Raw genomic sequence first — 12,946 nt, 5'->3', positions numbered from 1 at the left:
GCATCTGGCTTTTGCTTACTGGCGTGCCCCGGGGTTTCCGGGGGGCGCACCTCCACCGTGCGAAACAACGACCTCGGCGCAGCGCCGACCACCACCGCGCTGAGCCTCGACCAGCTTCCGTCCCATCAGTGGGCCACCGTGCTCGACGTGGCCCGCCCCGACAGCGCGGACGACCGCGAGCTGGTGCTGCGCCTGACCGAAATCGGCTTCGTGCCGGGCGAGGCCGTGCGCATCGTCGCCACCGGCACCCCGGGCCGCGAGCCGCTGGCCGTGCGCCTGGGCCACACCACCTTCGCGCTGCGCCGCCACGAGGCCGCGCTGATCCACGTCACGCCGGGGGCCGCGAACCATGGTTGAAGCCGTCATCCAGGGGCCGGGCCGTCTCGGTGCCACCGCGCAGCCCGCGCGCATCGCGCTGCTGGGCAACCCCAACTGCGGCAAGACCGCGCTCTTCAACCTGCTGACCGGCAGCCGCCAGAAGGTCGCCAACTACGCCGGCGTGACCGTCGAGCGCAAGGAAGGCACGCTGCGCACGCCGACCGGCCGCCGCGTGTTCGTGCTCGACCTGCCGGGCGCCTACAGCCTGAACGCCCTGAGCGCCGACGAAGCCGTCACGCGCGACATCGTCACCGGCCAGGCGCAGGAAGCGCTGCCCGACCTGCTCGTGTGCGTGACCGACGCCACCAACCTGCGCCTGAACCTGCGGCTGGTGCTCGAAGCGCGCCAGCTCGGCCTGCCGATGGTGGTGGCGCTCAACATGACCGACATGGCCAGGAAGCAGGGCATCGCGGTCGACACCGCCGTGCTCTCGCGCGAACTCGGCGTGCCGGTGATCGAGACCGTGGGTGTCCACACCGGCGGCGCGAAGAACCTGCTCGAGGCGCTCGACGCACCGGTCGCCGCCGCGGCGCCCCAGCCCTGGAAGGCGCCTGGGCTGGACGACGTGCTCGCGACGCAGCGCGAGGTGCGCCGCATCCTCGGCCTGGCCGTGAAGGAGCCCGTGGGCAGCCTGGACACCAGCGACCGCATCGACCGCGTCGTGATGCACCCCGTGTGGGGCATGCTGGTGCTGGCGGTCACCATGTTCCTGATGTTCCAGGCCGTGTTCAGCTGGGCCAACGTGCCGATGGACGCCATCAAGGCCGGCACCGAGGGGCTGGGCAACCTCATCAAGACGCACATGCCCGAAGGCATGCTGCAGAGCCTGCTGGTCGACGGCGTGATCGCGGGCGTGGGCGGCGTGATCGTGTTCCTGCCGCAGATCCTGATCCTGTTCCTGTTCATCCTCGCGCTCGAAGACTCCGGCTACCTGCCGCGCGCGGCCTTCCTGCTCGACCGCCTGATGGGCACCGTGGGCCTGTCGGGCCGCTCGTTCATTCCGCTGCTGTCGAGCTTTGCCTGCGCCATTCCGGGCGTGATGGCCACGCGCACCATCAGCAACTGGCGCGACCGCATCACGACCATCATGATCGCGCCGCTCATGACCTGCTCGGCGCGGCTGCCGGTGTATGCGCTGCTGATCGCTGCCTTCATTCCGGCGCGCGAGGTGGGCGGCATCTTCAACCTGCAGGGCGTGGTGCTGTTCGCGCTGTATGTGTTCGGCATCGTCTCGGCGATGGCCGTGGCCTGGGTGATGAAGCGCTTTCGCGACAGCACGCGGCACTCGCCGCTCTTGATGGAGCTGCCGGCCTACCGCTGGCCGAACCTGCGCAACCTGGCGCTGGGGCTGTACGAGCGGGCGTGGATCTTCATCCAGCGCGTGGGCACGATCATCCTCACGCTCACGATCCTGCTGTGGTTCCTGTCGACCTTCCCGTCGCCGCCCGAAGGCGCGACCGGCCCCGCCATCCAGTACAGCCTGGCCGGCATGATCGGCCGCGGGCTGGAGCACATCTTCGCGCCCATCGGCTTCAACTGGCAGATCTCCATCGCGCTGGTGCCGGGCATGGCCGCACGCGAGGTCGCGGTGGGCGCGCTGGGCACGGTGTACGCGCTCTCGGCCACCGGCGACGACGTGGCCAGTGCGCTGGAGCCGCTCATCGCCGGCAGCTGGTCGCTGGCGACCGCGCTGTCGCTCCTGGTCTGGTACGTGTTCGCGCCGCAGTGCATCTCGACGCTGGCAGCCGTCAAGCGCGAAACCGGCTCGTGGAAATACGTGTGGATCATGGCGGGCTACTTATTCGCCCTGGCATACGTGGCATGCTTCTTGACCTATCGCATTGCACTCGCTTTCGGCGCGGGGTAAAACCACAGGGAAAGGGTTGAAGAAGACATGACACAGCAACTGATCGTCGGATTGATCGTCGCGGCCGCCGCGCTCTACGCGGTCTGGCGCTGGATGCCTGCCGGCTGGCGCCGTGGCGCCGCGCGCAAGTTCGCGGCCGGCACGCAGCGCGCGGGCCTCATCGACCAAGCCCGCGCCGATCAGCTCGCCGCTTCGCTGGCCAAGACCTCGGGCTGCGGCTCGTGCGACAGCTGCGGCAGCTGTGCCCCCAAGAAACCCGCTGGCGCCGATCCGGCCGACAGCCACAGCAGCCCCGCGCTGACTTCCACCACGCCCAGCACCGGACGCTGAGTCCGATGCCCGCGCACATCCTCGTCGCCGGGGGCGGGATCGGGGGGCTGGCCACGGCGCTGGCGCTGTCCCGCGCCCACCACCGCGCCGACGTCTTCGAACAGGCCGCCGACTTCGGCGAAATCGGCGCCGGCGTGCAGCTCGGCCCCAACGCCACCCGCCGCCTTCAACAACTCGACCTCGGTCGCGGCCTCGCAGCCATCGCGGCGTGCCCCGAGGCGCTGGTGGTCCACAGCGCCGGCAGCGGCGCCGAACTGGCCCGCATGCCGCTGGGCGATGCCATGCAGCAGCGCTACGGCGCGCCGTACTGCTGCGTGCACCGCGCCGACCTGCACACGCTGCTGCTCGATGCCGTGCGCGCGCAGGGCACGGGCTCGCTGGTCACGGCCGCGCGCATCCGCCAGGTCGAGACCAGCGACGACCTCGTCTGCGTCTCGAGCACCGACGCGCGTGCGTGGGAGGGCGAGGCGCTGGTGGGGGCCGACGGCCTGTGGAGCCTGGTGCGGGCACAGCTTGAATCCGCATCCGCCGAAGCGCCGCCGCGCGTGACCGGGCACACGGCCTGGCGTGCGTTGGTTCGTCAGGCCGACCTGCCTGCGGCGCTGCGTCGTTCGCGTGTGGATGTGTGGCTCGGACCGCGTTTGCATGCGGTCGCGTACCCGGTGCGCGCGGGGGATGCGCTCAACGTTGTCGTGATTGCCGAATCTGCACCTGCGGGCGATGCGCGCGATTGGGACCAGGCCAGCAGCCTTGTGGCGCTGAAGCAGGCGATGGGGCGCAGCTGTGCGAGTCTGCAGGCGCTGCTCGATGCGATGCCGAGCTGGCGCGCGTGGACGTTGAGCGATCGCGCGCCCGTGGCTGGTCCTGGCGACATGGCGCATGAGCGTGTCGCGTTGGTGGGCGATGCCGCGCATCCAATGGTGCCGTACCTTGCGCAAGGGGCGGGCATGGCGATCGAGGATGCGGTCGCGTTGGCGGATGCTTTGGGCGATGCCTCGGCGTTGGGTGTGCCAGCTGCGTTTGCACGCTATGCCGAGGCGCGTTGGGAACGCAATGCGCAGGTGCAGGCGCGGGCGCGTCGCAATGGCGAGATCTTTCATGCCACCGGTGCGGTGCGCTTCGGGCGCGACATGGCGATGCGCTTACTGGGCTCCCGGCTGCTCGATCAGCCCTGGCTGTACGGCGGCTGATCCAGGGCGCGTGCCCAGGCCACCGGGTACTTCCCTCCGCGAATGTCCCCCGGGGCTTCGCCCCTCCTCCTTAATTTCGCTGCGGGAAGCACCCAGTGTCCTGGGCACGGGACACAGCGCTGGCGTGCAGCCGATCAACGACCGCGCTGCCCCACGCTTACGCCGATGGGGTGCCTTGCGCAGCGAAATTAAGGAGGAGGGCGAAGCCCGGGGGACATTCGCGGAGCAAGGTGCCCCGTCGGCGTGAGCGTCGCCCTGAAAAATCAGAGCCGGAACGTTTGCAGATGCTCGATGCGCTCGGCCAAGCCTTCCTGCCCCAGGTAATGCCCCTGCGTCCCATCGCGCATCTGCGCGAGCGTGGTTTCCAGTTCGATCAACATCGCATCGCGATCCGCCACGAAGGCCGGCGGCACGTCGATGCCGATCTGCGCGCAGGCGTCGGCGATCAGATGCGCGCTGGCGGGCGCACCGCAGGCCGCGCATTTCACGATGGCCGCCACGGTCGGCTCGGCGCCGTTGTCCAGCAGGGCGCGCGTGAGTTCGGGCGAGATCTGACCGTCGATGTTGCGCAGCACGTCGGATGCCACCGGCGCGCCTGCGCGCACCAGCGCTGCCGCGGCGGCGAAGGCGCTGTGTCCCACGGCCACGTCGGTGGCGAGTGCACTGCCTTCATGCGGCCCTTCGAAGTTCAGGCCTGCGGCGGCAAGTTCGGCGACCAGCGCAGCGTCGTCGGTGGCAATCGCGTGGCGCAGTGCCGCGCGTGCGAGCGCCGGGTGATGGCGCAGCGTGCCGTCTGCAAGCGGGGTGCGCCAGTCGACGATGGCGCGGCAATAGAAGGTGACCAGCTTGTCCATCAGATCGAGGTCCAGCCCGTAGCCTTCATGGCGATCGTCGAGGTAGGCGAGCAGCGCCTGCCCCGAGAAGTAGTCGCCCGTCGGCGCCAGCGGGTCTTCGTCGAGATGCAGCGCCGCGAAGGCGCCATACAGGTCGGCCGCGACGGGGCTCAGGCCGTCTTCGTGCAGCGCGTGGGTCCAGGCTGGCGGCAGGCCCTGCTTCCACGCAATGACCTGACCGTGCGTGGCGCCGGGCTCGACCACCGCGTAGACGCGGTCGCAGTACTCGAAGCCGCCGAAGGGCAGGTGCGTGAGCTTGCCGCTCCAGGGCGTGCCGCTGTCTTCGGCCCCTTCCTCGGCGAGCTCCTGCTCATGTTCGATCCAGCCCTGCAGGTCGCGGTAGCCGTCGCTGCCGTCCCAGAACAGCTCCGACCAGCTGACGCTCTCCACGTTGCCGTTCATCGGCAGCGCCAGGTCGTAGTCGAGGCGCCCGCCCGCCGTGTGCTGCCACAGCGCGACCAACGCCTCGGGCAGCGGGCCGGCGCACAAGGCCTGCACCGCATCGATCTGCTGCTGCGGCATCGGCGGTTGCGCGTCGAAGATCACGCGGTCGGCGAACAGCACGACGCCGTGTTCGCGCAAGGTGGAGAGCTCTTCAACAGAGAACGAGGTGTTGTTGTTCATGGCAGCAGCCTCCGTGTTCTCCAAAATGTAGCGCTTTGCGCCGATGGAGCAACCCTCGTTCGCCCGGGGCTGCTGCAAGCCCCTGCATGACGCACTACAGATCGGTGCGCAGCTTCCAGATCTCGGGAAACAACACCACGTCGAGCATCTTGCGCAAGTAGCTCACGCCCCCCGTGCCGCCGGTGCCGCGCTTGAAGCCGATCACGCGTTCGACCGTGGTCACGTGGCGGAAGCGCCAGAGGCGGAAGGCGTCTTCGAGGTCGGTGAGTTTTTCGCCGAGCTGGTACAGGTCCCAGTGGTCGTGCGGGTTGCGATACACCGTGAGCCAGGCGGCTTCGACGCCGTCGCTCGATTCGTAGGGCTGGGTCCAGTCTCGCTCCAGGCGGTCGGCGGGCACGGGCAGGCCGTGGCGTGCGAGCAGGCGCAGCGACTCGTCGTACAGCGAGGGCGCGCGGTAGGCCGCGTCCACCTGCGCGAGCAGGTCGGCGCGGTGGGCGTGGGGCTTGAGCATGGCGGCGTTCTTGTTGCCGAGCAGGAACTCGATGCAGCGGTACTGCGCGCTCTGGAAGCCGCTGGAGTTGGCGAGGTAGGGGCGCATCGCCGTGTACTCGGGCGGCGTCATGGTCGAGAGCACGGTCCAGGCGCTCACCAGCTGTTCCATGATGCGGCTCACGCGCGCGAGCATCTTGAAGGCGTCAGGCAGGCGCTCTTGCGCGATGCACTGCACGGCGGCGTGCAGCTCGTGCAGCATGAGCTTCATCCAGAGTTCGCTGGTCTGGTGCTGCACGATGAACAGCATCTCGTCGTGCGCGGGCGACAGCGGATGCTGCGCGTTCAGGATCTCGTCGAGGTGCAGGTAGTCGCCGTAGCTCATGGACTTGCTGAAGTCCAGCTGCGCCTTCTCTTCGTGGACGATGGACTCGGGGGTCTTGTTGCTGTCGTTGTCGGTGCTCATGTCACTGCGTTCTTGCGGTTGAATTCGGCGCGTCGCCACTCGCCGGTCTCGAGCACCTGCACGAGGTGTTCGACCGAGTGCCACACGTCCTCGAAGCCGACATACAGCGGCGTGAAGCCGAAGCGCAGGATGTCGGGCATCTGAGAATCGCCGGCGCGGTAGTCGCCGATCACGCCGCGCGCGATCAGCGCCTGCACGATGGCGTAGGCGCCTTCCTCGCGGCTGAGGCACACCTGCGAGCCGCGCAGTGCGTGGTCGCGCGGCGTGACGAGTGACAGGCCCTGGCCGGCGCAGCGTTCTTCGACCAGGCGGATGAACAGGTCGGTGAGCGCGAGCGACTTGGTGCGCAGCGCGGCCATCGCACCGCCGGTGCCGTTGAAGGCTTCGGCGGCGAGCACGGTGTCGAGCCCGCATTCGAGGCCGGCCAAGGCGATGACCGGTTGCGTGCCGCACAGGTAGCGGCCGACGCCTGGGGCAGGGCGGTAGTGCGGCGTGAACTCGAAGGGCGCCGCGTGGCCCCACCAGCCGGACAGCGGTTGCTCGAACTGGCCTGCGTGCTTTGTGTTCACCCAGACGAAGGCCGGCGCGCCGGGGCCGCCGTTGAGGTACTTGTAGCCGCAGCCGATGGCGTAGTCGGCGTTGCTGTCGTTGAGCGCGACGGGCACGGCGCCCGCGCTGTGTGCCAGGTCCCACACGGTGAGCGCGCCCGCGGCGTGCGCGGCGGCGGTGACGGCCTTCATGTCGTGCATGGCGCCGGTGCGGTAGTTGACGTGCGTGAGCATCAGCACGGCGACCTCGTCGGTCAGTGCGGTGGCCAGTTCGCTCGCATCGATGAGCTTCAGCGTGAAGCCGCGTTCTCTGCACAGCGATTCGGCGATGTACAAGTCAGTAGGGAAGTTGCTGCGCTCGCTGATCACCAGCTTGCGGCCGCTTGCCTTCTGCTGCGAGAGCGCGGCGAACAGCACCTTGTAGAGATTGACGGAGGTGCTGTCGGTGCACACCACTTCGCCCGGCGCGGCGCCGATCAGGCGGGCCACCTTGTCGCCCAGGCGCTGCGGCAGGTCGAACCAGCTCGCGGTGTTCCACGAGCGGATCAGGCCTTCGCCCCATTCCTTGGCCACCACGTCGGCGATGCGCGCGGGCGCGGCCTTGGGCAGCACGCCGAGCGAGTTGCCGTCGAGGTAGAGCACGCCCTTGGGGAGGGTGAATTGGTCGCGCAGGGCGCGCAGCGGGTCTTGCGCGTCGAGGGCGCGGCAGTCGGCGAGGGTCGTCGTCATGGAAGGGAGGGTTTCAGCGGGGAAGTTCGCGCAGCACGGCGCGCACGGGGGAGGCATCGGCGCTCGTCAGCTTGAGCGGCAGCGCGATGAGTTCGTAGTCGCCCTCGGGCACGTCGTCGAGCACGAGGTTCTCGAGCACGCGCAGGTCGAGGTGGCGGATGCGCTGGTGGCTGTCGAGCGTCTTGCTGTCGGCCGGGTCGATGCTGGCGGTGTCGATGCCGATGAGCTTCACGCCCATGGCCGCCAGGCGCTCGACGGTGGCGGGTGCATAGGCCGCGAGCTGCGGGTCCCAGCGGTCGACGGGCATGGCCGGGTAGGTGCGCACGAGCACGCGCGGGGGCAGCGTGTCGTTCACGGCATGGGCGATGTGCTCCCAGGTGACCAGCGGACCGCGGCCGATCGCATGGATCACGCGGCACGGGCCGAGGAAGGGCGTGAGGTCGACCTGGCCGATGGTCTGGCCCTCGGGGGCGTAGTGCAGCGGCGCGTCGGCATGGGTGCCCACGTGCGGCGACAGCGTGATCGCGCTCACGTTGACCGGGCAGCCGGGGCCGATGGTGGCGCACCACTGCTGCGAATACGGCGTGTCGCCCGGGAACACCGGGCTGCCGGCGTGCACGGGGGCGGAGATGTCCCAGAGTCGGAGCGGGGCGGTCATGGCGGGCGGCAGGGCGAAGGAAGAAAAAGGGCAGTGTGGGCCGGTTGGAGTCGCTCCACAAGGGGCCGGCGGGTATCGAATGCTATGCGCAGTGACTGTCTTTAGTCGAGAAGTTATCCATCAATCATCGAAAGATTGAATAATCTATTCAATCGACAGGAAATGGAGAACAAATCATGCAAGCCGACCTCGATCGAACCGACCTCCAGCTGCTGCGCGCGCTGCAGGACAACGCCCGCCTGACCTCGGGCGAGCTGGCGCAGATGGCGCACCTGTCGCAGTCGCCGTGCTGGCGCCGGGTGAAGAAGCTGGAGGACGACGGCGTGATCGGCGGCTACCACGCGGGCCTGAACCGGCGCGCGCTGGGTTTCGGCGTGCTGGCCTTCGTGATGGTCGGCATCGACCATCAGACCGAGATCTCGTCGCGCGCCTTCGAGGACGCGGTGTGCGCGATTCCCGAGGTGGTGATGTTCCACGGCATCTCGGGGCCGGCGGATTTCATCCTCGTGGTGGTCGCGAAGGACCTCGATGCGTATTCCGACCTGCTGCAGCGCAAGCTGCACCGGCTGCCGGGCGTGCGCCATGTGCAGACGCATTTCTCGCTGCAGGAGTTCAAGGGGCAGCTCGGCGGGTTACCGGTGCCCGTGGCCTGAGCCGGCCTGTCGTCAGTGCAGCTCGTCGGACAGCATCGGCAGCCCATGCCGCAGGCGCGCGCGCTGGCAGGCGTCGCTGCCGGCCTGCAGCTCGTGGCAGGGGTTGGGCCGCCATTCGTAGATGCCGCAAGCCACCGATTGGCCGATCTTGCCGGTGAGCGCGGCGCAACGCGGCGGCGTGTGGTCGGTGCCGCGCATGCGGCACAGGGCGTCGTTCACGTCGACCGCCAGGCCCGAGGGCACGCGGCCGCCATGGTCGTCGAGCTCGTGCACGCTGAAGTCGACGCGGTAGCTGGCGCAGCAGGCGCCGCAGGTCTGGCAGGGATTCATGGGGCGAGCAGCGCGGCGTCACGCACGCGCTGCAGCATGCGGCGACGGATCAGCCCGCTCGCGGGACGGATCAGCAGCCAGTAGGCGGTGAAGCGGCGCTGCGCGGCGGCATCGCCACACCAGACCCGGGTGCGCGTGGTGAGCCGCGTGCCTGTGCCTTCGGGCTCGGCCGTGAAGTGAAGCACCAGCTTGGCCAGGCCCGTGGCGTCGAGCGCGGCGAAGGCCGGGCCGTCGGCCAGCGGGACCAGGCCGTAGTCGAAGCGCCAGAAGCGGCCGGCCAGGCCGAAGGCCAGTTCGCGCTCGCCGTCGCGTCCCAGCGGCGTGAAGTCGGCAAAACCGAAGGCCTCGCGCTGGCGCAGCGTGGGCGCGGCGAGCCCGAGCCGGCTGGCCAGCTGGTTCGGCAGTTCGCGCAGCGCGATCAGGCTGCGCGCCACGGGGTCGTCGGTGATCTCGGGGCGGGCCGCCACGTCGAGCACGCGCCCGGGCGGCGCGGGCACGTGGAGGCTGTGCGTCTCCGCGAACTGGTAGCGCGGCAGGTAGCGGTTCATCAGCTCCATGCGGCGCCCGGGTGGTTCAGCGGTTCGGTGTCTGTCAGAGCCTGCCGAGCAGCAGGAACTCCATCAGCGCCTTCTGTGCGTGCAGGCGGTTCTCGGCCTCGTCCCACACGACCGACTGCGGGCCGTCGATGACCTCGGCCTGCACTTCCTCGCCGCGGTGCGCGGGCAGGCAGTGCATGAAGAGGGCGTCGGTCTGGGCGATGCGCATCATGTCCTCGTCGACGCACCAGTCGGCGAAGGCCTTGCGGCGCGCCTCGTTCTCGGCCTCGTAGCCCATGCTGGTCCACACGTCGGTGGTGACGAGGTCGGCGCCGCGGCAGGCTTCCATCGGGTCCTGGAAGACCTTGTAGCTGTCGCCCGAACGGATGCCCGCGATCGACTGGTCGACCTCGTAGCCGCTGGGCGTGCTCACGTGCACGGTGAAGCCGAGGATCTCGGCGGCCTGCAGCCAGGTGTTGGCCATGTTGTTGCCGTCGCCGACCCACGCCACCGTCTTGCCCTGGATGGAGCCGCGGTGCTCGATGTAGGTGAAGATGTCCGCCAGGATCTGGCAGGGGTGGAACTCGTTGGTCAGGCCGTTGATGACGGGCACGCGCGAGTGCGCGGCGAAGGCGTCGATCTTGGTCTGCTCGTAGGTGCGGATCATCACCAGGTCGACCATGCGGCTGATGACCTTGGCGCTGTCCTCGATGGGCTCGGCGCGGCCCAGCTGGCTGTCGCCCGTGGTCAGGTGCACCACGCTGCCGCCGAGCTGGTACATGCCGGCCTCGAAGCTCACGCGGGTGCGCGTGCTGGCCTTCTCGAAGATCATGGCCAGCGTGCGGTCCACCAGCGGCTGGTGCTTTTCATACGTCTTGAACTTCTTCTTGATGATCGCCATGCGATCGAAGAGGTAGACGTACTCGTCGGCCGTGAGGTCCGAGAACTGCAGGTAGTGGCGCAGGGCGTTCGGTGCGGCGGCGGTCGTCATTGCGCAACGGGCTCCGAGAGGAAGGTTTTGACGATCGGCGCGAGGATCGCAACGATCTCGTCGGCTTCGGCAATGCTCAGGATGAGCGGCGGCACGAGGCGGATCACCTTGTCGGCCGTCACGCTCAACAGCAGGCCGGCGTCGCAGGCGCGGTTCAGGATCGCGCCGCAGGGGCGGTCGAGCTCGATGCCCAGCATCAGGCCCTGGCCGCGGATTTCCTTCACGCCCGGCAGGCTGCCGATTTCGCGCTCCAGCGCGGCCTTCAGGTGGGCGCCGACGGTGGCGGCGTTCTCGAGCAGCTTGTGCTCTTCCATGATGCGGATGGTTTCCACACCGGCGCGCATGGCCAGCGGGTTGCCGCCGAAGGTGGTGCCGTGGTTGCCCGGGCCGAAGATGTTGGCGGCCTTGGGGCCGGCCACGACGGCACCGATCGGCACGCCCGAGCCCAGGCCCTTGGCCAGCGGCATCACATCGGGCTTGATGCCCGCCCACTGGTGGGCGAACCACTTGCCGGTGCGGCCCATGCCGCATTGCACTTCGTCGATCATCATGAGCCAGTCGCGCTCGTCGCACAGCTGGCGCACCTGCTTGAGGTAGTCGACGCGCATCGGGTTGATGCCGCCTTCGCCCTGGATGGTTTCGAAGAACACGGCGACCACGTTCGGGTTGCCTTCGGTGGCCTTCTTCAGCGCCTCGATGTCGTTCAGCGGCACGCGGATGAAGCCTTCGACCAGCGGGCCGAAGCCGGCCTGCACCTTGGGGTTGCCGGTGGCCGACAGCGTGGCGATGCTGCGGCCGTGGAAGGCGGCTTCGTAGACGACGATCTCGGGGCGCTCGATGCCCTTGTCGTGGCCGTACTTGCGGGCCAGCTTCAGGGCCGCTTCGTTGGCTTCCAGGCCGGTGCAACAGAAGAAGGCGTTGGTCAGGCCCGACAGCTCGGTGAGCTTGGTGGCCAGCTGTTCCTGGCCGGTCACGTGGTAGTAGTTGGAGCTGTGGATCAGCTTGGTCAGCTGGTCCTGCAGGGCAGGCACCAGCTCGGGGTGGTTGTGGCCGAGCGTGTTGACGGCGATGCCGCCCAGGCCGTCGAGGTAGGCCTTGCCCGTGGTGTCCCAGACTCGGCAGCCCTGGCCGTGCGACAGCGCGATCGGCAGGCGACCGTAGGTGTTCATGACGTGGGGCGAGGTGGGTTGCTGGGCGGTGGCGCTCATTCGGTTCTCCAGATAGGGAACACGAATTCTAGGCGTGCGATTTGACGGCTTCGTTGAGGATTCCGCATCACAGCAATGCCCCCCATTCAGGATGCAAAAAGGGCCCCGGATACAATCGCTTGCTGCACCGCAGCACCTGTTCCGGTCGCCTCACTTCACGATGATTTCCCCCAACGCCAAAGAAATCTTCATCCAGGGCATCACCCACGATGGCCGCACTTTTCGCCCCAGCGACTGGGCCGAACGCCTCGCCGGCGTCATGTGCTCCTTCCGCCCCGGCGGCGCCTACCCGGGCAGCCACCTGAGCTATTCGCCCTGGTGCATTCCCACGACCATCAACGGCGTGAAATGCGTGGTGGTGAACCGCGCCCTGCGCGACGCCGAGCCCATGGCCTGGGACTTCTGCGTGAACTTCGCGAAAGACAACAACCTCCAGGTGGCCGAGGCCTGCCTGGTGCCCGACCCGGCGGACACGCCGCCCCCTCCCAAAAAGACCTGACTTCCAGGTCTTTTTTTTGGGCTGCGCGGGTTGCTCGCGCCTGGATGCTTTTCGAGCGCCCATGAAAAAACCGCCCGAAGGCGGTTTTTCACTTTTGCTTGCTGCAGCGCACCCCGATCAAACGGCGGACCGGAGAATTCCGGTCCGGGCTTGCCTGACAGGTGTCAGGCGGCGGCCTTTTCAGGCGCCAGGGCGAGGGCCTTGACCTTGGCCGACAGGCGGCTCTTGTCGCGGGCGGCCTTGTTCTTGTGGAAGATGCCCTTGTCGGCGACGGTGTCGACGATGCTCTGGGCCTTCGCGAACAGTTCGCTTGCCTTGGTCTTGTCGCCAGCCAGAACAGCCTTTTCGACGTTCTTGACAGCGGTACGGTATTTGGAGCGCAGCGAGGTGTTCGCAGCGTTGAGCTTGACGTCCTGGCGGACGCGCTTGCGGCCCGACGCGAGGCGCGGGTTCTTCTTCTTGGGCTTGGCGGATGCCATATTTAGTGTTCCTTAGGTGTCTGAGGATGATGCAGCAAAGCCCTCCATTATAGGCCGGGTTCCGGTTTTTGCCGAATC

Annotated in this window: 15 protein-coding genes; 6 read left to right on the top strand and 9 right to left on the bottom strand. The window is 68.3% G+C overall.

Annotated features, from left to right (window positions below; translation table 11 throughout):
- Positions 1-57 precede the first annotated feature (57 nt).
- The 4 genes from AC07O4_RS29785 to AC07O4_RS29770 are packed head-to-tail and all read left to right on the top strand — an operon-like array spanning position 58 to position 3,765.
- Positions 58-357, top strand: coding sequence for a FeoA family protein (locus AC07O4_RS29785; RefSeq protein ID WP_070062301.1), 300 nt, complete (start codon positions 58-60; stop codon positions 355-357).
- Positions 350-2,245, top strand: a complete 1,896-nt coding sequence (gene feoB, locus AC07O4_RS29780; protein ID WP_487848961.1) for a ferrous iron transporter B — start codon at positions 350-352, stop codon at positions 2,243-2,245. Before AC07O4_RS29785 ends, feoB begins: the two co-directional genes overlap by 8 nt.
- Before the next feature lie 27 nt (positions 2,246-2,272).
- Positions 2,273-2,575, top strand: coding sequence for a DUF6587 family protein (locus AC07O4_RS29775; protein WP_062477175.1), 303 nt, complete (start codon positions 2,273-2,275; stop codon positions 2,573-2,575).
- 5 nt (positions 2,576-2,580) lie between these two features.
- On the top strand, positions 2,581-3,765 hold the full coding sequence (locus AC07O4_RS29770; RefSeq protein WP_159273234.1) for an FAD-dependent monooxygenase: 1,185 nt from the start codon (positions 2,581-2,583) through the stop codon (positions 3,763-3,765).
- A 263-nt stretch (positions 3,766-4,028) separates the two neighbouring features.
- On the opposite strand, the gene AC07O4_RS29765 is transcribed toward AC07O4_RS29770, so the two are convergent.
- The 4 genes from AC07O4_RS29765 to kynB form a co-directional block, all read right to left on the bottom strand.
- Entirely contained in the window at positions 4,029-5,282 is a 1,254-nt protein-coding gene (locus AC07O4_RS29765; RefSeq protein WP_495306395.1) for an SMI1/KNR4 family protein, read from the bottom strand.
- Between the two features lie 94 nt (positions 5,283-5,376).
- Entirely contained in the window at positions 5,377-6,237 is an 861-nt protein-coding gene (kynA, locus tag AC07O4_RS29760; RefSeq protein WP_062477183.1) for a tryptophan 2,3-dioxygenase, read from the bottom strand.
- Complete coding sequence (kynU, locus tag AC07O4_RS29755; RefSeq protein ID WP_495306394.1) at positions 6,234-7,514, bottom strand: kynureninase; 1,281 nt, start codon at positions 7,512-7,514, stop codon at positions 6,234-6,236. The genes kynA and kynU overlap by 4 nt, the downstream gene beginning before the upstream one ends.
- 13 nt (positions 7,515-7,527) lie before the next feature.
- Positions 7,528-8,172, bottom strand: a complete 645-nt coding sequence (gene kynB / locus AC07O4_RS29750; RefSeq protein ID WP_159273237.1) for an arylformamidase — start codon at positions 8,170-8,172, stop codon at positions 7,528-7,530.
- Between the two features lie 176 nt (positions 8,173-8,348).
- On the opposite strand from kynB, the gene AC07O4_RS29745 reads away from it, so the two are divergent.
- The gene (locus tag AC07O4_RS29745; protein WP_062477192.1) at positions 8,349-8,825 is read left to right on the top strand and encodes an Lrp/AsnC family transcriptional regulator; all 477 of its coding nucleotides are present in this window, start codon (positions 8,349-8,351) and stop codon (positions 8,823-8,825) included.
- A gap of 12 nt (positions 8,826-8,837) precedes the next feature.
- Here AC07O4_RS29745 and AC07O4_RS29740 read toward each other — a convergent pair whose 3' ends face one another.
- The 4 genes from AC07O4_RS29740 to AC07O4_RS29725 are packed head-to-tail and all read right to left on the bottom strand — an operon-like array spanning position 8,838 to position 11,890.
- A complete protein-coding gene (locus tag AC07O4_RS29740) occupies positions 8,838-9,155 on the bottom strand; it encodes a YkgJ family cysteine cluster protein (RefSeq protein ID WP_139706510.1) in 318 nt (105 codons plus the stop codon).
- The gene (locus tag AC07O4_RS29735) at positions 9,152-9,712 is read right to left on the bottom strand and encodes a hypothetical protein (protein WP_495306393.1); all 561 of its coding nucleotides are present in this window, start codon (positions 9,710-9,712) and stop codon (positions 9,152-9,154) included. The genes AC07O4_RS29740 and AC07O4_RS29735 overlap by 4 nt, the downstream gene beginning before the upstream one ends.
- 34 nt (positions 9,713-9,746) lie before the next feature.
- Positions 9,747-10,682 (bottom strand): ornithine carbamoyltransferase, encoded by a 936-nt coding sequence (argF, locus tag AC07O4_RS29730; RefSeq protein ID WP_139706507.1) that lies wholly within the window; start codon positions 10,680-10,682, stop codon positions 9,747-9,749.
- Positions 10,679-11,890: an aspartate aminotransferase family protein gene (locus AC07O4_RS29725; protein ID WP_062477203.1), complete on the bottom strand. Its 1,212-nt coding sequence runs from the start codon at positions 11,888-11,890 to the stop codon at positions 10,679-10,681. Before AC07O4_RS29725 ends, argF begins: the two co-directional genes overlap by 4 nt.
- Before the next feature lie 160 nt (positions 11,891-12,050).
- Here AC07O4_RS29725 and AC07O4_RS29720 point away from each other — a divergent pair, with 160 nt between their 5' ends.
- Complete coding sequence (locus tag AC07O4_RS29720) at positions 12,051-12,389, top strand: DUF3579 domain-containing protein (protein WP_062477206.1); 339 nt, start codon at positions 12,051-12,053, stop codon at positions 12,387-12,389.
- A gap of 164 nt (positions 12,390-12,553) precedes the next feature.
- Here the strand turns inward: AC07O4_RS29720 and rpsT are convergent, their stop codons facing one another.
- Positions 12,554-12,868, bottom strand: coding sequence for a 30S ribosomal protein S20 (gene rpsT, locus AC07O4_RS29715; protein ID WP_056571937.1), 315 nt, complete (start codon positions 12,866-12,868; stop codon positions 12,554-12,556).
- Positions 12,869-12,946 lie beyond the last annotated feature (78 nt).

Source organism: Variovorax sp. GW821-FHT09D04 (genome assembly GCF_059416405.1).
Note: the sequence above shows the minus strand (reverse complement) of the source record. Positions and strands in the feature narration are given on the sequence as shown.

Excerpts from the sequence above, each read along its gene's own strand:
- feoB (WP_487848961.1), top strand. The coding sequence starts at position 350 with ATGGTTGAAGCCGTCATCCAGGGGCCGGGCCGTCTCGGTGCCACCGCG.
- kynB (WP_159273237.1), bottom strand. The coding sequence starts at position 8,172 with ATGACCGCCCCGCTCCGACTCTGGGACATCTCCGCCCCCGTGCACGCC.
- AC07O4_RS29735 (WP_495306393.1), bottom strand. The coding sequence starts at position 9,712 with ATGGAGCTGATGAACCGCTACCTGCCGCGCTACCAGTTCGCGGAGACG.
- AC07O4_RS29775 (WP_062477175.1), top strand. The coding sequence starts at position 2,273 with ATGACACAGCAACTGATCGTCGGATTGATCGTCGCGGCCGCCGCGCTC.
- kynU (WP_495306394.1), bottom strand. The coding sequence starts at position 7,514 with ATGACGACGACCCTCGCCGACTGCCGCGCCCTCGACGCGCAAGACCCG.
- AC07O4_RS29770 (WP_159273234.1), top strand. The coding sequence starts at position 2,581 with ATGCCCGCGCACATCCTCGTCGCCGGGGGCGGGATCGGGGGGCTGGCC.
- rpsT (WP_056571937.1), bottom strand. The coding sequence starts at position 12,868 with ATGGCATCCGCCAAGCCCAAGAAGAAGAACCCGCGCCTCGCGTCGGGC.
- AC07O4_RS29765 (WP_495306395.1), bottom strand. The coding sequence starts at position 5,282 with ATGAACAACAACACCTCGTTCTCTGTTGAAGAGCTCTCCACCTTGCGC.
- AC07O4_RS29725 (WP_062477203.1), bottom strand. The coding sequence starts at position 11,890 with ATGAGCGCCACCGCCCAGCAACCCACCTCGCCCCACGTCATGAACACC.
- AC07O4_RS29745 (WP_062477192.1), top strand. The coding sequence starts at position 8,349 with ATGCAAGCCGACCTCGATCGAACCGACCTCCAGCTGCTGCGCGCGCTG.
- AC07O4_RS29720 (WP_062477206.1), top strand. The coding sequence starts at position 12,051 with ATGATTTCCCCCAACGCCAAAGAAATCTTCATCCAGGGCATCACCCAC.
- argF (WP_139706507.1), bottom strand. The coding sequence starts at position 10,682 with ATGACGACCGCCGCCGCACCGAACGCCCTGCGCCACTACCTGCAGTTC.
- kynA (WP_062477183.1), bottom strand. The coding sequence starts at position 6,237 with ATGAGCACCGACAACGACAGCAACAAGACCCCCGAGTCCATCGTCCAC.
- AC07O4_RS29740 (WP_139706510.1), bottom strand. The coding sequence starts at position 9,155 with ATGAATCCCTGCCAGACCTGCGGCGCCTGCTGCGCCAGCTACCGCGTC.